General features: G+C 68.2%; 18 protein-coding genes. 11 read left to right on the forward strand and 7 right to left on the reverse strand.

Going from position 1 to position 16561, the window contains the following annotated elements; translation table 11 throughout:
* Window positions 1-46 precede the first annotated feature (46 nt).
* Window positions 47-1048, forward strand: a complete 1002-nt coding sequence (gene gap / locus QRN67_RS23825; RefSeq protein WP_081268239.1) for a type I glyceraldehyde-3-phosphate dehydrogenase — start codon at window positions 47-49, stop codon at window positions 1046-1048.
* Between the two features lie 45 nt (window positions 1049-1093).
* Here the strand turns inward: gap and QRN67_RS23830 are convergent, their stop codons facing one another.
* Both QRN67_RS23830 and QRN67_RS23835 read right to left on the reverse strand, forming a co-directional pair.
* The gene (locus tag QRN67_RS23830) at window positions 1094-1645 is read right to left on the reverse strand and encodes a hypothetical protein (protein WP_285413856.1); all 552 of its coding nucleotides are present in this window, start codon (window positions 1643-1645) and stop codon (window positions 1094-1096) included.
* Between the two features lie 68 nt (window positions 1646-1713).
* Window positions 1714-2022 (reverse strand): putative quinol monooxygenase, encoded by a 309-nt coding sequence (locus QRN67_RS23835; RefSeq protein ID WP_285413857.1) that lies wholly within the window; start codon window positions 2020-2022, stop codon window positions 1714-1716.
* Between the two features lie 130 nt (window positions 2023-2152).
* On the opposite strand from QRN67_RS23835, the gene QRN67_RS23840 reads away from it, so the two are divergent.
* Window positions 2153-3478, forward strand: a complete 1326-nt coding sequence (locus QRN67_RS23840; protein ID WP_106936317.1) for an Nramp family divalent metal transporter — start codon at window positions 2153-2155, stop codon at window positions 3476-3478.
* On the opposite strand, the gene QRN67_RS23845 is transcribed toward QRN67_RS23840, so the two are convergent.
* Window positions 3465-4403, reverse strand: coding sequence for a LysR family transcriptional regulator (locus QRN67_RS23845; protein ID WP_285413858.1), 939 nt, complete (start codon window positions 4401-4403; stop codon window positions 3465-3467). The two genes, QRN67_RS23840 and QRN67_RS23845, sit on opposite strands and share 14 nt — an antisense overlap.
* 115 nt (window positions 4404-4518) lie before the next feature.
* Between QRN67_RS23845 and QRN67_RS23850 the strand changes: the two genes are divergently transcribed.
* From QRN67_RS23850 to QRN67_RS23860, 3 genes are all read left to right on the forward strand, one after another.
* Window positions 4519-5610, forward strand: a complete 1092-nt coding sequence (locus QRN67_RS23850; RefSeq protein ID WP_106936319.1) for a tartrate dehydrogenase — start codon at window positions 4519-4521, stop codon at window positions 5608-5610.
* Between the two features lie 93 nt (window positions 5611-5703).
* The gene (locus tag QRN67_RS23855) at window positions 5704-6720 is read left to right on the forward strand and encodes a tripartite tricarboxylate transporter substrate binding protein (protein WP_285413859.1); all 1017 of its coding nucleotides are present in this window, start codon (window positions 5704-5706) and stop codon (window positions 6718-6720) included.
* 64 nt (window positions 6721-6784) lie between these two features.
* The gene (locus tag QRN67_RS23860) at window positions 6785-7075 is read left to right on the forward strand and encodes a YciI family protein (RefSeq protein WP_285413860.1); all 291 of its coding nucleotides are present in this window, start codon (window positions 6785-6787) and stop codon (window positions 7073-7075) included.
* 12 nt (window positions 7076-7087) lie between these two features.
* Here the strand turns inward: QRN67_RS23860 and QRN67_RS23865 are convergent, their stop codons facing one another.
* Together QRN67_RS23865 and QRN67_RS23870 are read right to left on the reverse strand one after the other, a co-directional pair.
* Window positions 7088-8161 carry a pirin family protein gene (locus QRN67_RS23865; protein ID WP_503010942.1) on the reverse strand — a complete coding sequence of 358 codons (1074 nt, stop codon included), beginning with the start codon at window positions 8159-8161 and terminating at the stop codon, window positions 7088-7090.
* Window positions 8162-8303: 142 nt separating this feature from the next.
* Window positions 8304-8726 carry a VOC family protein gene (locus QRN67_RS23870; RefSeq protein ID WP_106936323.1) on the reverse strand — a complete coding sequence of 141 codons (423 nt, stop codon included), beginning with the start codon at window positions 8724-8726 and terminating at the stop codon, window positions 8304-8306.
* A gap of 159 nt (window positions 8727-8885) precedes the next feature.
* Here QRN67_RS23870 and QRN67_RS23875 point away from each other — a divergent pair, with 159 nt between their 5' ends.
* Window positions 8886-10472, forward strand: a complete 1587-nt coding sequence (locus tag QRN67_RS23875) for a CYTH and CHAD domain-containing protein (RefSeq protein ID WP_285413862.1) — start codon at window positions 8886-8888, stop codon at window positions 10470-10472.
* A gap of 8 nt (window positions 10473-10480) precedes the next feature.
* The gene (locus QRN67_RS23880) at window positions 10481-11164 is read left to right on the forward strand and encodes a hypothetical protein (protein WP_285413863.1); all 684 of its coding nucleotides are present in this window, start codon (window positions 10481-10483) and stop codon (window positions 11162-11164) included.
* Window positions 11165-11174: 10 nt separating this feature from the next.
* On the opposite strand, the gene QRN67_RS23885 is transcribed toward QRN67_RS23880, so the two are convergent.
* Window positions 11175-11651, reverse strand: coding sequence for an FKBP-type peptidyl-prolyl cis-trans isomerase (locus QRN67_RS23885; RefSeq protein WP_106936326.1), 477 nt, complete (start codon window positions 11649-11651; stop codon window positions 11175-11177).
* 40 nt (window positions 11652-11691) lie between these two features.
* Window positions 11692-12618 carry a LysR family transcriptional regulator gene (locus QRN67_RS23890; RefSeq protein WP_285413864.1) on the reverse strand — a complete coding sequence of 309 codons (927 nt, stop codon included), beginning with the start codon at window positions 12616-12618 and terminating at the stop codon, window positions 11692-11694.
* Window positions 12619-12745: 127 nt separating this feature from the next.
* Between QRN67_RS23890 and QRN67_RS23895 the strand changes: the two genes are divergently transcribed.
* From QRN67_RS23895 to QRN67_RS23910, 4 genes are all read left to right on the forward strand, one after another.
* Window positions 12746-13333 carry an NADPH-dependent FMN reductase gene (locus QRN67_RS23895; RefSeq protein WP_285413865.1) on the forward strand — a complete coding sequence of 196 codons (588 nt, stop codon included), beginning with the start codon at window positions 12746-12748 and terminating at the stop codon, window positions 13331-13333.
* Window positions 13330-14184 carry a pirin family protein gene (locus QRN67_RS23900; RefSeq protein ID WP_285413866.1) on the forward strand — a complete coding sequence of 285 codons (855 nt, stop codon included), beginning with the start codon at window positions 13330-13332 and terminating at the stop codon, window positions 14182-14184. Before QRN67_RS23895 ends, QRN67_RS23900 begins: the two co-directional genes overlap by 4 nt.
* 80 nt (window positions 14185-14264) lie before the next feature.
* Window positions 14265-15467, forward strand: a complete 1203-nt coding sequence (locus QRN67_RS23905) for a M20 aminoacylase family protein (protein WP_285413868.1) — start codon at window positions 14265-14267, stop codon at window positions 15465-15467.
* 48 nt (window positions 15468-15515) lie between these two features.
* Window positions 15516-16490 (forward strand): tripartite tricarboxylate transporter substrate-binding protein, encoded by a 975-nt coding sequence (locus QRN67_RS23910; RefSeq protein ID WP_172839853.1) that lies wholly within the window; start codon window positions 15516-15518, stop codon window positions 16488-16490.
* Window positions 16491-16561 lie beyond the last annotated feature (71 nt).

Raw genomic sequence — 16561 nt, forward strand, 5'->3', positions numbered from 1 at the left:
CGGTTCACGACAGACAACAAGTTTTTCAACCTTAGGAGCAAGTCAGATGGCTATCAAACTCGGTATCAACGGCTTCGGCCGCATCGGTCGCAACGTGCTGCGCGCAGCAGTGCAGAACTTCAAGAACGACATCGAAATCGTTGCCATCAACGACTTGCTCGAGCCCGACTACCTCGCCTACATGCTCCAGTACGACTCGGTGCATGGCCGCTTCAAGGGTGAGGTCACGGTTGACGGCAACACGCTGATCGTGAACGGCAAGAGGATCCGCCTGACCCAGGAGCGCGACCCCGCGCAACTGAAGTGGAACGAAGTCGGCGCCGACGTCGTGCTCGAATCGACCGGCCTGTTCCTCACCAAGGAAACCGCGCAGAAGCACATCGACGCGGGCGCCAAGAAGGTCATCCTGTCGGCACCGTCGAAGGACGACACCCCCATGTTCGTCTACGGCGTGAACGACAAGAAGTACGCCGGCGAAGCCATCGTCAGCAACGCCAGCTGCACAACCAACTGCCTGGCGCCGCTGGCCAAGGTGCTGAACGACAAGTGGGGCATCAAGCGCGGCCTGATGACCACCGTGCACGCCGCCACCGCCACGCAGAAGACCGTGGACGGCCCGAGCAACAAGGACTGGCGCGGCGGCCGTGGCATCCTGGAAAACATCATTCCCTCGAGCACCGGCGCCGCCAAGGCCGTGGGCGTGGTGATCCCCGAGCTCAACAAGAAGCTCACCGGCATGAGCTTCCGCGTGCCGACCTCCGACGTGTCGGTGGTCGACCTGACGGTCGAACTGGTGAAGGAAGCCACGTACAAGGAAATCTGCGCCGAGATGAAGGCACAGAGCGAAGGCGCGCTCAAGGGCGTGCTGGGCTACACCGAAGACAAGGTCGTCGCCACCGACTTCCGCGGCGACCCGCGCACCTCGATCTTCGACGCCGAAGCCGGCATTGCGCTGGACGGCACCTTCGTCAAGCTCGTGAGCTGGTACGACAACGAGTGGGGCTACTCGAACAAGTGCCTGGAGATGGTGAAGGTCGTGTCGAAGTAAGGCTTCGACGCTTCAATGAAAAAACGCGCCCGAGGGCGCGTTTTTTCATGGCGAGGACAAGTCGGGTATCTGCTCGGACGCATAGATTGCAAGGAGCCCGCGCAAGCCTTCTGCGTCGTATGAACGAGGGCCCGCCCAGTCCAATTGTTCTTGCAGTTCCTGGTCGCGCCTGGCGTCCGGCACCAGCATCTGCATTCCCGCCTGCAGGCGAATTCCGCCGCTCGTCAGCCACGCCACGGAGAACATCAGCGAGTCCAGATGTTTCCCCCAGTACAGCTGGGCGAGGACCCAGGCTTCCGTGTTGCCAGCCAGGCCGTATTCCAGCGCCGTGTCGTCCAGGGCACGCTTGAACGTTGCCCAATCCGAGGGATGCTCCCCTTCGCGGAAATTGCCTGCGCCGGGGGCGCCTATGGCTTGGGCGATCTGCGCATGAAGCGAGGCGAGGAATGAGGATTCGAGCGACACCTTGCTTTCCCTGGCCGATGCGACAACGCTGTGCCACCCCGACTGAATGGCGGCTTCGAGCGCTTCGGCCGATGCAGTGACTGGACCCCAGTTTCCAAGCGCCAGCTCGATGCGAGCCAGTGCGCGTGCCAAGTCTGGGGCTCGGAGTTCGGCGTCTTCCCAGGTAGTCGCGCCGCAAGCGAAGGCCACGAGCGGAAAACTCAAACCGGCTCGAGCACGTGAATCAGCTTGCCCGCCGTCAGCTCCTTGGTCTTCTCGCTGTGCGCCTTCATGTGCGGCGCGACCGCGTGGGCCTGCAGGTGGGCCAGCGTTTCCCATTTCTCGATCACGACGAAGGTGTCGTCGCCGAAGCTGGCCTTCGACGTTGGGATGCCTTGCGCGTCGATCGTCGCGCCGTATTCGATGCAGCCCTCTTCGGCCAGCACGGCCGCGCGGTTGGCGGCGAAGGCTTCGAGCAGCGCGGCGCGCTGGCCCGGCTTGGCGGTGATGACTGCGACGACGTGGATCATTGGAAAGGTCTCCGAGGATTGATGTGAGGGATGACGCACCGGGGTGCGAACGCCGAATCTAAGAGATCCGGCATCGCCGCGCCGGTCAGGTCCGCGACAACGCCGCGGCCTTGTCCCTATCATCGCCCGGATGTTCTTTCCGCTGCCCCGCACGGCCACCGCGCCTTTCTGTCCTTCCGAAGTGAAGGGCAGCGTGGCCGTTCCCCAGGACCTGCCTTTCTTCAGGAAGCTGATGCGCTACGCGGGCCCGGGCCTGCTGGTGTCGGTCGGCTACATGGACCCGGGCAACTGGGCCACCGACATCGAGGCCGGCTCGCGCTTCGGCTACGGCCTGCTGTTCGTGGTGCTGCTGGCGAGCCTGGCGGCAATGCTGCTGCAGACGCTGTGCGTGCGCTTGGGGCTGGTGGCGCAGAAAGACCTGGCGCGCGCCTGCCGCGAGCACTACTCGCCGCGCGTCAACCGCTTGCTGTGGCTGGGCGCCGAGCTGGCCATCGTGGCCTGCGACCTCGCCGAGGTGCTGGGCAGCGCGCTCGCGCTGCACCTGCTGTTCGGCGTGTCGATTCCGGTGGGCATCGCCATCACGGCCTTCGACACGCTGCTGGTGCTGGGCCTGCAGGGCGCGGGCTTTCGCCGGGTGGAGGCCATCGTGCTCGGGCTGGTCGGCACCATCGCGGGCTGCTTCGCGGTCGAGCTGATGATGGCGCCGCCCAACTGGTTCGGCGTGGCGATGGGCTTCGCGCCGAGCCTGGAGCGGCTGCACCAGCCGGGCGCGCTGTACCTGGCCATCGGCATCGTCGGCGCCACGGTGATGCCGCACAACCTGTACCTGCATTCGTCCATCGTGCAGACCCGCCTCGTGGCCGATACCGAACCGGCGCGGCGCGAGGCGGTGCGCTTCTGCACGCTCGACGCGGTGGTGTCGCTGTCGCTCGCGCTGCTGGTCAACGCGGCCATCATGGTGCTTGCGGCCAGCGCCTTCCATGCCACCGGCCACCGCGAAGTGGCGGAGATCGACGACGCCTACCGCCTGCTCGAGCCCGTCGTCGGCAGCGCCTTCGCGGCCACGCTGTTCGGCATCGCGCTGCTGGCCTCGGGGCAGAGCTCGACCTTCACCGGCACTATCGCGGGCCAGATCATCATGGAGGGCTTTCTCGACATGAAGATCCCGTGCTGGCAGCGCCGGCTGATCACGCGCGCGCTCGCGCTCGGCCCGGCCTTCCTCGGCGTCTGGTGGTTCGGCGACGGCGGCGTGGGCAAGATGCTGGTGCTCAGCCAGGTGGTGCTGAGCTTCCAGCTTCCGTTCGCGATGTGGCCCTTGATTCGCTTCACCAGCAGCCGCGCCATGATGGGCGGCTTTGCCAACGGGCCGGTGCTCAAGTCGCTGGCGTGGGGCCTGTTCGGCGTGATCAGCGCCGCCAACGTGTGGCTGGTGGCCTCGGTGCTCAGCGGCGGTTGAGCGAAGGCTCGGCCGCGTCCTTGCCGAGCGCGGCCGCGATGAAGTCGACGAAGGTCCGCACGCGCGCCGACAGCTGGTGGCGCTGCGGGTACACGGCGTAGATGTCGGCGTCGGGCGTTCGGTAGTTCGCGAGCACCTGCACCAGCCGGCCGCTGCGCAGGTAGCGCGCGATGTCCCACTCGGCGCGCATCAGGATGCCGTGGCCGTCGAGCGCCCAGTTGACCGCGATCTCGCCGTCGTTGGTGCTCAGCGCGCCGCGCGTCTTCACCGCCTCGGTGCGCTGCGCCGTGCCCCGGCCGGTGCTCAGGCGCCACATGCCGTAGGCCTCGTCGCCCTGGCGGATGCCGATGCAGCGGTGGTGCGCAAGGTCGTTGGGCACCCTGGGCTGCCCGGCGCGCGCCAGGTAGGCCGGCGATGCGCACAGCAGCCGCCGGTTCGACGCGATGCGCCGGGCGATCACGCGGGCCTCGGGCGGCGCGCCGAAGCGGATGCAGACGTCGAAGGCGTCGTCGGTCAGCGGCGGCGGGTTGACCGACAGCTGCAGCTGCACCTCGACCTGCGGATGCTTGCGCACGAACTTCGAGATCAGCGGCGCCACGTGGCTGCGCCCGAAGCCCAGCGTGGCGTTCACGCGCAGCAGGCCCTGCGCCTCGCCCTTGGCGCCGCCCAGCAGCTGCGCCATGTCGTCGATCTCGCCGAGGATGCGGCGCGCATGCGCCACGTAGAGCTCGCCTTCGGGCGTGAGGCTCATGCGCCGCGTGGTGCGGTTCACCAGCGTCACCCCCAGGCGCGTTTCCATCTGCGAGAGCCGCTTGCTCACGGCCGGCGTGCTGATGCCCAGCTCGCGCGCCGCGGCGCTGAGGCTGCCGCAGGCCGCGAGCGCGGAGAAGAAGCCGAGGTCGGCGGGCTGTACAGGCGACGTCATGGCAGCCTCACTGTTGAATGGAAGTTAAGGATGGATTCACTTCGGGCATGAATTGTTCAGCGCGCCGGATCCTACAGTGCGCCTTCCCAAAGAGCACACACGCAAAAGGACATCGATGACCCGCTACAGCATTGCCACCATTCCCGGCGACGGCATCGGCAAGGAAGTGATTCCGGCGGGGCGCCGGGTGATGGAGGCGCTGGCCGAGGCCTCCGGCGGCGCGCTGCAATTCAGCTTCGAGGACTTCGGCTGGGGCGGCGACTGGTACCGCGCGCACGGCGAGATGATGCCGGCCGACGGGCTCGATGCGCTGCGCGGCAAGGACGCCATTCTTTTCGGCTCCGCAGGCGATCCGCACATTCCCGACCACGTCACGCTCTGGGGCCTGCGCCTGAAGATCTGCCAGGGCTTCGACCAGTACGCCAACGTGCGGCCCACGCGCATCCTGCCGGGCATCGACGGCCCGCTCAAGCGCTGCGCGCCCGGCCAGCTCGACTGGGTGATCGTGCGCGAGAACTCCGAGGGCGAGTACGCCGGCGTCGGCGGCCGCGTGCACCAGGGCCACCCCATCGAGGCCGCGACCGACGTGAGCATGATGACCCGCGCGGGCGTGGAGCGCATCATGCGTTTCGCCTTCAAGCTGGCCGGTTCGCGGCCGCGCAAGCTGCTCACCGTGGTGACCAAGAGCAACGCGCAGCGCCATGCGATGGTGATGTGGGACGAGATCGCGCTGCAGATCTCCAAGGAGTTCCCCGACGTGACGTGGGACAAGGAACTGGTCGACGCCTGCACCGCGCGCATGGTCAACCGCCCGGCCACGCTCGACACCATCGTCGCCACCAACCTGCACGCCGACATCCTCAGCGACCTGGCCGCCGCGCTGGCGGGCAGCCTGGGCATCGCGCCCACCGGCAACATCGACCCCGAGCGGCGCTATCCGTCGATGTTCGAGCCCATCCACGGATCGGCCTTCGACATCATGGGCAAGGGGCTGGCCAACCCGGTCGGCACCTTCTGGTCGGTGGTGATGCTGCTCGAGCACCTGGGCGAGGCCGAGGCGGCACGGCGCGTGATGCAGGCGGTGGAGCACGTCACGGCCAACCCGGCGCTGCACACACGCGACCTGGGCGGCAGCGCGACCACCGAGCAGGTCACGCAGGCGGTGTGCGCGCACATCGCGGGCGAGCCGATGCGGCTCGCGGCGTGACACACGCAATGGCCTGAACGGCCGCCAGCGACAGACACGACGGTATCCGCGCGCCTCGATGCGCGCACCACGACAACGAGCCGGAGACAAACCATGAACGCTTCTTCCAACGCGCGCCGCCGCAGCAGCGGCAGGCGCGCCCTGCTTCGGGCCGCGACACTCGCACTGGGCCTTGGCGCCGCTGCGCTGGCCTTTGCGCAGTCACCGGCCGGCTGGCCGGCCAAGCCCATCAGCCTCATCGTGCCCTTCCCCGCCGGCGGCACCACCGACGTGCTGGCGCGCGCGCTGGCCGACAAGCTCTCGCAGTCGCTCGGCCAGCCCGTGGTGGTGGAAAGCAGGCCAGGTGCCGGCGCCACGCTCGGCGCCGACTACGTGGCCAAGGCCAAACCCGACGGCTACACGCTGCTGATGGGCGCGGTGCACCACACCATCGCCACCAGCGTCTACAAGAAGCTGCCCTACGACTTCCAGAAAGACCTGGCGCCTGTCACCCTGGTGGCCATGGTGCCGAACGTGCTGGTCGTCAACGCCTCCAGCACGCCCGCGAAGAACGTCGCCGAACTGGTCGCGCTGGCCAAGGCCGCGCCCGAGAAGCTGGCCTACGGCTCCAACGGGAACGGCACGGCGCAGCACCTGATCGGCACGCAGTTCCAGGCCAGCACCGGCACCACGCTGCTGCACGTGCCCTACAAGGGCAGCGGCCCGCTCACCACCGACCTGCTCGGCGGCCAGGTGGCGATGTCCTTCGACACCATCACGCCGGTGCTGCAGCACATCAAGAGCGGCAAGCTGCGCGCGCTGGCCGTGACCACGGCGCGCCGCTCGACGGTGCTGCCCGACGTGCCGACGATGGAAGAGGCGGGCCTCAAGGGCTTCGACATCGGCACCTGGTTCGGCGTGCTGGCGCCGGCGGCCACGCCGAAGGAGATCGTCGCGCGCCTGAACGCCGAGATGGTGAAGATCATCCATTCGCCCGACTTCGCGCAACGCATGCAGGCCATCGGTGCCGAGCCGCTGGGCGGCACGCAGGAAGAAATGGCGCGGCGCATCCGCGAGGAGACGGCCAAGTTCGCGAAGCTGGTGAAGGAAGGCGGCGTGGCAATCGAGTGAGGAGGCGGCCGAACCACCGAACTCATAGGATGGTGGCTTCCTCGTTCACTCTCTGCCCTCATCCATGTTCATCGTCACCCTTACCTACATCCGCCCGCTCGAAGAGCTCGACGCGCTGATGGATGCGCACGTCGCCTGGCTGAAGAAGCACTACGAAAGCGGCCTGTTCGTGGCCTCGGGCCGGCAGGTGCCGCGCAAGGGCGGCGTGATCCTGGCGCGTTCGGGCGACCGCGCGGCGCTGGAAGCCTTGCTGGCGCGCGATCCGTTCGTGCAGAACGGCGTCGCGCGCACCGACGTGATCGAGTTCGTGCCCAGCATGACGGCGCCGGGCGCCGAAGTCCTGAAGACGATCTGAGCCGGGGCTCGCTCAGGCTTCGGGCACTTCCTCTCGCCCGCCCGGGTGCCTTGCGAAGCGCGCGGCCTCTTGGCCGTGCACCGGCGCCGAGTCGTCCCAGGGCCAGCCGCCGAACTGGGTGCGGCGGTAGTCGGCCATGGTCTGGCTGATTTCGGCCTGCGTGTTCATCACGAAGGGGCCGTACTGCACCACCGGCTCGGCGATCGGGCGGCCCTGCAGCACCAGGAACTCGCTCTCGCTGTCGCCGTTGGCAATCTCCACCGCGGCATCGCCGCGCAGTTCGATGGCCGCCGGGCTCTCCACGCGCCGGCCCGCGACGAAAGCCGCCGCGCCCTTGAAGAAATACAGCATGCGCCGCGTGCCCTCGCCGCTGGCGGCCGGCAGCGTCCATTGCGCGCCGGGCGTCATCTTGAGCGTCCAGATCGCCACGTCGGCGTCGGCCTGCGAGGCCCACGAGTCGGGCGGCGGCGCCAGCGGCTGGATCGGGTCCTGTCCGTTCGCGGCGTCGCCCAGCCGGCCGGCGATCACGGCGACCTCGGTGCGGCCGCCCTTCGCGTCGTCGGACGCGAAACGCGGAATGGCGTCGGACCAGAACATCGTGAAATGCGGCTCGGCCATCTTGCTGCGCGCCGGCAGGTTCAGCCAGATCTGGAACAGCTCCAGCGGGTTGGGCGCGCCGGCGTCGAGCAGCGGGAACATCTCGGAGTGCACGATGCCCTTGCCGGCCGTGAGCCACTGCACGTCGCCGCCGCCGAAGCGCGCGGTGGCGCCCAGCGAGTCGGAATGATCGACCAGGCCCTTGCGCACGATGGTCACGGTCTCGAAGCCGCGGTGCGGGTGCGAGGGAAAGCCCGGCACCTTGTCGCCGTGGTACATGCTCCAGCCGTCCTTGCGGCTGAAGTCCTGGCCGATGTCGCGCCCGGCCAGCGATGCGGCCGGCCCCATGCGCCCGTTGCCCTGCGGATAGGCATCGTCGTGGTAGACGCAGAACAGGAACGGGTCGATCGTCTGCCACGGGAAACCGAGGGGCGCGACCCGCACGACGGGGCTGTTGTCTTGTTCGGGCATGGGGCTATTCCTTTTCATGGGGGGCTCGGCCGATGATGCCGTGCCGGTGAAAGGAATATCGGGGCGCCGCCCCCGTCCGGTAGGGGCCTTCCGTGCAACAGTGAAGAGCGCGTATGGAACGATCGGCATCGTTCTGCTTCTTCAACGGTTTGGCGTCACGTCACTGGTTCTGGTGCGTGACGACGGCGTTCGGGTCCATGTACATCAGCTCCCAGAGGTGGCCGTCGATGTCCTGGAAGCCGTGGCCGTACATGAAGCCGTAGTCCTTCGGTTCGCCCGGGATGGTGCCGCCCGCGGCCTTGGCCTTGGCCACCAGCTCGTCGACCTCGGCGCGGCTTTCGCACGAGAGGCACAGCAGCACCTCGGTGCTCTTGCTGGTGTCGGTGATGCTCTTGCTAGTGAAGGTCTTGAAGAAATCTTCCACCAGCAGCATGGCGTGGATGCTGCCTTCCTGGATGACCATGCATGCGGCATTGGCGTCGGTGAACTGCGCATTGAAGGTGTAGCCCAGCGCGGCGAAGAATGCCTTGCTCTTGTCGAGGTCCTTGACGGGGAGGTTCACGAAGATCTGCTTGGTGGCCATGGTGTCGTCCTGTGTCGGTGAAGGGGTGATGTGGATGTTCAACGGCGTCTTGTGTACGCCGTCCACAAAAGATACCAAAGAAAATGGACGGCGTCCACATGATTTTCCAGACAGGGGATTTGGCGGCCCTGCGTGACGGCGCGGGCATCATGGCGCCCTATGGAAATCGAGTTCAAGTTCTGCATTCCCGCCGGCCGCCTGAAGGCCGTCGAAGCCGCCCTGAAACGCGGCACCGTCGTGCGCACCCGCCTCCAAGCGCGCTATTTCGACACCGCCGACCAGCGGCTGGCCGCCGACGGCATGGTGCTTCGGCTGCGCAAGGAAGGCCGGCGCTGGGTGCAGACCGTGAAGGCCACCGGCGACAACGCCCTGCACCGGCTGGAGCACAACGTCGACCTGGGCACGGCCGGTGCCGCGCCGGCCATCGACCCGCAGCGCCACCAGGGCACACCGGTGGGCGACAGGCTCGCGAAGCTGCTGCTGGCGGACGGCAGCGACGGCGGCGTGCCGCTGGTCGAGCGGCAATCGACCGACATCGTGCGGCTCACGCGCGAAGTGCGCGTCACCGGGGCCGGCGGCGCGGTGGTCGAGATGGCGCTCGACGTCGGCAAGGTCGTCGCCCACGCCGGCACGCCGGAGCAACGCGCATCGCCGGTGTGCGAACTGGAGCTGGAACTCAAGCACGGCGACGTGCATGGCCTGGTGTCGCTCGCGCGGCGCTGGTCGCAGCAGCACGGCCTGTGGTTCAGCACCGTGTCGAAGGCCGAGCGCGGCGCGCGCCTTTTGGCGGCGCAGGAAACGGTGGAAGCCGTGAAGGCCGAGGCCCCGCGCTTCGGCAGCCAGCACCCGGACGGCCGTGCCATCCAGCAGGCGGTGGTCGCCTCATGCCTGGCGCAGATGCTGCCGAACGCGAGCGAGATCGCCGCGGGCAGCGAAGACGAGGAGCAGCTGCACCAGTTGCGCATCGGCATCCGGCGGCTGCGCACCGCGCTGCGTGAGCTGGCCGAACTCGACACCGCCTCGGGCCTGTTCGATGCCGCTGCATGGGAGCCGCCCCTGGTCGAAGCCTTCCGCGCGCTTGGCGAGTTGCGTGACCGCGAGCAGGTGGTGAAGCTGGCGCAGCCCCGGCTGCGCGAGGCAGGCGCGCCGGAGTTCGATCCGCTGGCGGGCGATGCGGCGGCCAAAAGCGCGCCTTCGGCCGGAGACGCCGTGCGCGCTTCGGCGTTCCAGAACGTGCTGGTGTCGCTGATCGGCTTTACCGCGGCCGGCCCCGCGAAGGCTGCGTCGGAAAGCGAAGAAGGAGGAGAGATGCCACCGGCCAGCCCGGCGCCCTTGGATGCCGACGCCGCCCGGCGCGTGCTGCGCAAGCGGCTGCAACGCTTGCACAAGCAGGTGATGCGCGAAGGTGAACGCTTCGAATCGCTGGACACCGAAAGCCAGCACCGCGTGCGCAAGCGACTCAAGCGCTTGCGCTACCTCGCCGAATTCGTCGCGCCGCTGTTCGATGCGGCGGACAAGGGCGGCGCCGAGCGCTACCTCAAGGCCTTGCGTCCCGCGCAGGATGCGCTGGGCGAGTTCAACGACGAAGCCGTCGCGCTCGCGCTCTACCGCGAAGCGACCGAACGCGATTCCCGCGCGTGGTTCGCCGTGGGCTGGTTCAGCGCGCGCCATGCGGCGGGCGCAAGGGCCTGCGCCAAGGCGCTGGGCAAGATCGACAAGGCCGCCAGGTTCTGGAAGAAGAAATAGGAAACCGGATGGATGAGCCACTGCAACTGCGATTCAGGCTGGCGCCGGAAGACGCGGAGCTGCTCGGAGAAGCGGCCCTGGAACGCCGCCTCGCGGAACATGACCGGCAGTCGGAACGCCTTCATGCGGCTGTCCAGCGGCTGGTGCCACGGGCGCTGTCGGCCCTGATGGTGGCCGCGCCCGTGCTCGCCATCGGGCTTCTGTACGCGCTCGAACCCCGGCCCGTGCGTGCCGAGTTCTGGATCAGCTCGGCCGTGGCAGTCGTGCTGTCGGGGCTGGTGCTGTGGCTCTTTCGCGCACGTCTCGTCGAGCGAATAGCCGCCCTGGGCTCGCGCCGCAGGGCGAGGACCCAGCCCGCCAGGCGGGACCGCGTGGCCCGCGCACTGCATCGATCGGTCACGCGCTCCGCGACCAGGGCCGTCGGCATCCACGAGGTGACGATCAGCGCGCAAGGCCTGAGCCTCATGGCGCCCCAAAGCAGCAAGGCCGCCGTCGTACCGTGGCAGAAGCTGACGCGCATCGAAGAAGGCGGGCGCTTCTACCGGCTCTACACCCAGGCCACCGAGCGCTTCGGGCTCAGCTACCTGGTGGCGAGGCACAGCAGCGAAATGGACGCTGCGGCCTACGAGGCCGGCCTGCAGCGGCTGCTGGCACTGAGCCCCGTCACGCCGGTGCCGCGCAGCAGCGGCTAGAAGAAGCAGATCAGTGATGGTGCCCGTGGGCGCCATGCACATGCCGGTGCTCGATTTCCACCGGCAGCGCCGCGCGCACGTCCGTCACCTGCAGGCTGAACTTCAGCGCCTTGCCCGCCCACGGATGGTTGCCGTCGAGCAGCACGACCGGGCCCTTGATCTTCATCACGGTGAAGACGTGCTCGCGGCCGTCGTCCAGGCGCCCCTGCAGCTGGCCGCCCACCTTCACGCCCGGTGGAAAGTCGGTCTTGGGAATGCTGCGCACCAGCGTCTCGTCGCGTTGGCCGAAGGCGTCTTCGGGCGAGAGGTTCAGCACGGTCTGGTAGCCCTTTTCCTTGCCGTCGAGCGCTTCCTCGATCTTCGGCAACGTGTTCTCGTAGCCGCCATGCAGATAGGCCATCGGCTCTGGGCTTGCCTCGATGAGCTTGCCCTGGGCGTCGGAGACCTTGTACTTGATGGTGACGACGGTGTCTTTTTCGATTTTCATGGGGAGGCATTTTCAGTGGAAAACGAAAGGAACCCGTCGCCTAGGCTTTCCCCTGCGACGCGGGCTCGTGCAGCACGTCCATCTGGTCGAGCTTGGCCATCACCAGCTCGATGAACGCCGACACCGCCAGCGGCAGGTGCTTGCGGCTCGGGTAGACCACGCTGAGCCCCCGGCCGGTGTACTCGTACTGCGGCAGCACCCGCACCAGCCGTCCTTCCTTCTCGTCGCGCGTCGCCATTGCCGGCGGCAGCTGGGCGATGCCCAGTCCGGCCAGTGCGGCCCTGCGCAGCGCCTGCGCGGTGTTGCCGGTGAACCGTCCTGTGACCTGCACTTCTTCTTCCGCGCCGCCAGGGCCCGTGAGGCGCCAGATGGTGTGGCCGGTGGGGTGCGGCGGCGTCACGCAGTCGTGGTCCGCCAGCTCCTGCAGGGTGGTGGGCTGGCCGCGCCGCGCGATGTAGCCGGGGCTCGCCAGCAGGCCGCCGCTTCGCGTCATCAGCCGGCGCCCGATGTAGCCCGAATCGCGCAGCACGCCGCCGCGAAACGCCACGTCGATCTGCTCGGCGATCAGGTCGGCGGCCGCGTCGCTGAGCACGAAGTCGAGCCGTACCAGCGGATGCCCGGCCAGGAAGTCGGCGACCCATTCCATCGGGAAGAAATCGAAGAAATCCGCCGGCGCCGCCACGCGCACGAGGCCGCTGGGCTCCTGGCCTCCGGCCGCCAGCGCCTGCCCGGCGGCGGCCAGCCCGTCGACCAGCCCCGCGCATTGGTCATGAAAAGCCTGCCCGGCGCTCGTCAGCGTCAGCTTGCGCGTCGAGCGCTGCATCAGCCGCGTGCCCAGCTGCGACTCGAGCTGCTGGATGCGCCGGCTCACGGTGTTGGGCGGCAGGCCCAGCCTGCGGGCCGCTTCGGCAAAGCTGCCGTGGCGCACCACCTGCACAAACATGGCAACGTCGTTGAGGTCGAGCATGGCGGGTTGATTCCTTCGTTTGATGGACGAGTGCAATCCGACTCTACCGTCTAGTCGATTAATGGGTGCGTACCTAAGCTTCTGTCCATGGCCTCGCGGCCTTCATCCACCCGTCCAGGAGCACCCCATGACCTCACAACTGCAACCCCGTATCGGCATCGTCATCGCCTCGACCCGCGAGGGCCGCTTCGGCGAAAAGCCCGCGCAATGGATCCATGAGATCGCGCAGCAGCGCACCGACCTCGCCTTCGAGCTGGTCGACCTGCGCGACCATCCGCTGCCCTTCTTCAACGAGGCGTCGGCGCCCGCCTGGGGGCCGGTGAAGAACGAGGCCGCGCAGCGCTGGCAAGCCAGGCTGGCCACCTTCGACGGCCTGATAGTGGTCACGCCCGAATACAACCACGGCCCCAGCGCGGTGCTGAAGAACGCGATCGACTGGGCCTACAAGGAGTTCATCCGCAAGCCGATCGGCTTCGTGGGCTACGGCGGCGTGGGCGCGGCGCGCGCGGTCGAGCAGCTGCGGCTGGTGGCGGTCGAGATGCAGATGGCCCCGGTGCGCCATGCGGTGCACATCGGCATGGTCGAGTTCATGGGCATATGGCAGCAGGGCAAGAGCTTCGGCGACTTCCCGCATCTCGCGCAGTCCGCAAACGGCATGCTCGACGACATCGCCTGGTGGGCCAAGGCGCTGAAGACCGCAAGGGAGGCCGCATGACCGCCGCCATCGATACGCGGGCCCGCGCCGTGGTCTACCGCACGCGCGGCAGTTCGCACGGCTCGATCACCCGGCTGGTGAGCCCCGGGGACCTGGGCGAATTCCTGAAGCCCTTCGTTTTCCTCGACCTCTTCGGCTTCAACACCGAAGGCGGCCACAAGGGCTTCGGCCTGCATCCGCACTCGGGCATTGCCACGCTGACCTACCTGATCGAAGGCGACACGCTGTACGAAGACACGACCGGCGAACAAGGCACGCTGCGCGGCGGCGGTGTGGAGTGGATGCGCGCCGGCAACGGCGTGTGGCACACCGGCGCGCCCGCGCCGGGCGTGAAGCGCGTGCGCGGCTTCCAGCTGTGGGTGGCCCTGCCGCCTTCGGAAGAAAACGCGCCTGCGCAAAGCATGTACCTCGCACCCGCGCAGGTGCCGCGCGAAGGTCCGGCGCGCGTGCTGCTCGGGCGCCACGGCGCGGCGCGCAGCGCCATTGCCGCGCCCGCGTCGATGAACTACCTGGCCGTGGAGCTGAAAGACGGCGAGCGCTGGCGCTACACGCCGCCTGCCGGCCACACGGTGGGCTGGGTCGCGGTCAACGAGGGCGGGCTCGGCACGGGCGACGCGCGCGGCGGGCCGATCGGCGCCGGCGAGCTCGCGGTGTTCGAGGAGTCGAACGACGCCATCGATTTCATCGCGCATGGCGACACGGCCTTCGTGCTGGGCTCGGCGGTGAAGCATCCGCACGAGCTGGTGATGGGCCACTACTCGGTGCACACCAGCCGGGCGGCGCTCGACCAGGGCGAGGCCGAGATCCGCCGCATCGGCGCGGCGCTGAGGCAGCAAGGCCGACTCTCGTAAGCCTGCATGCGCGTGGCGCGCGGCTGCGCCAGAATCGTTCGCTTCCGGTCGAACGACCGACTCGCAGCCCACGCCCCGCCATGAACATTGCCGATTCCTTTGCCGACATCTCGCGCTTCGTCGAGATCCGGCGCGACATCCACGCCCACCCCGAACTCGGTTTCGAGGAACACCGCACCTCCGAGAAGGTCGCGAAGCTGCTCGCCGAATGGGGCATCGAGGTGCACCGCGGCATTGCCGGCACCGGCCTCGTCGGCGTGCTGCGCAAGGGCACCGGCAGCCGCACCATCGGCCTGCGCGCCGACATGGACGCGCTGCCGCTGCACGAGGCCAACGAGTTCGCCCACAAGTCGACCAACCCCGGGCGCATGCACGCCTGCGGCCACGACGGCCACACCACCATGCTGCTGGCCGCCGCGTGGCACCTGTCGCAGCAGGGGCCGGACGACTTCGACGGCACGGTGCATTTCATCTTCCAGCCCGCCGAGGAGATGGGCAAGGCCGGCGCCAAGAAGATGATCGACGAGGGCCTGTTCGAGCGCTTCCCGTGCGACGCGGTCTTCGGGCTGCACAACTTTCCGGTCGGCGACGTGGGCCGCTTCGCGCTCAACGAAGGCGCCCTCATGGCCTCCAGCAACACGTACAAGATCACCGTGCGCGGGCGCGGCACGCACGCCTCGATGCCGCACACGGGCATCGACCCCGTGGCGGCGGTGGTCAACCTTGCGCAGCAGCTGCAGACCATCGTGGCGCGCACCATTCCCAGCACCGAGCGCGCGTTGCTCGCGGTCACGCAGCTGCAGGGCTCCGACGCGCCCAACGTGATTCCCGACGTGGCCACGGTGGGCGGCACCATCCGCACTTTCTCCATCGAAGCCATCGACAAGATCGAGGCGCGCCTGCGCGAAGTGGCCGCGGGCGTGACGGCGGCGCACGGCTGCACGGCCGAGGTGTATTTCAACCGCTCGTCGCCGCCGACGGTGAACCACGCGGCCGAGGCGCGCTTTGCCGCCGGCGTGATGCGCGAGGTGGTGGGCGACGACATGGTCACCGACAACTTCCCCGCCGTGATGGGCGCCGAAGACTTCGCGCACATGCTGCTCGCGCGGCCCGGCTGCTACGCCTTCCTGGGCAACGGCGACGGCGACCACCGGCTCGACGGCCACGGGCCCGGCCCTTGCATCATCCACAACACCTCGTTCGACTTCAACGACGAGATCATCCCGATCGGTGCCAGCTACTTCGTGAAGCTGGTGCAGCGCTGGCTGCCGTCGGGCGCCTGAGATTCCTCCCCTGTGTTGATGACGATGAAAAAGAAAGCGGCCCCCACGATGCCTTCGACCCTGTTCTCCCGGCGTGCCTTGGGCGCGCTTGCCGCGGCTGCCGCGCTCTGTGCCTTCGCACCGGTGCATGCGCAGCAGCGCGTGATCCACATCGTCGTGCCCTTCGGCACCGGCGCGGTGCAGGACACGGTGGCGCGCGCCTTCAACAACGAGCTGGGCGCGGCGCTGGGCGCCAGCGCCATCGTCGAGAACCGCGCGGGCGCGGGCGGCACCGTGGGCGCGGCCCTGGTGGCGCGCGCACCGGCCGACGGCAACACGCTCATCCTCGCGGCCGCGAGCCACAACATCGCGGGCTTCCTCTACAACAAGCTCAGCTACGACCCGCTGAAGGACTTCGTCGGCGTGGCCAACGTCGGCAACGCGGGCTACGTGCTGGCGGTGGCGGGCGGCATGGGCGTGTCGAACACGGCCGACTTCATCAAGGAGGTCAAGGCGCATCCGGGCAAGTACAACTACGCCTCGGCCGGCAACGGCAGCGCCACGCACCTCGCGATGGCTTCTTTCCTGGCGAAGGCGGGGCTGCAGATGACGCACATCCCGACCAAGTCGACCGGCGAGGCCGTCAACGAAGTGCTGGCGGGCCGGGTGCAGGCGGTGATCTCGTCGAGCATCGGCGTGATCGGGTTCCAGGACGACGCGCGCATCAAGCTGCTGGCGTCCACCGGCCAGTCGCGCAGCCCCTTCCTGCCCAAGCTGCCGACCGTGGCCGAAAGCGGTCTGCCCGGCTATGCCTTCGACTCGTGGATCGGCCTGCTCGCGCCGGCCGCCACGCCCAAGGCGGAGGTCGAGCGCATCAACGCCGCGGCCAACAAGGTGCTGGCCGACCCGGCGATCCAGGAGCGCTTCAAGCGCCTGGGCGTGGAGCCGCGCAGCCAGAGCGCGGAAGAATTCCAGAAGCTGCTGCGCTCGGACTGGGATGCGATGGGCGCGGTGGTGAAGGCGTCGGGCGCAAAGATCGATTGAATGGCCGGAGGAATACAGGCTCAGCCTGATAGTTCGTAAAAATACGCCAAAGCCGATATTTTGACAAAACA

This window comes from Variovorax sp. efr-133-TYG-130 (assembly GCF_030208835.1).
Taxonomy (GTDB): Bacteria; Pseudomonadota; Gammaproteobacteria; order Burkholderiales; family Burkholderiaceae_C; genus Variovorax.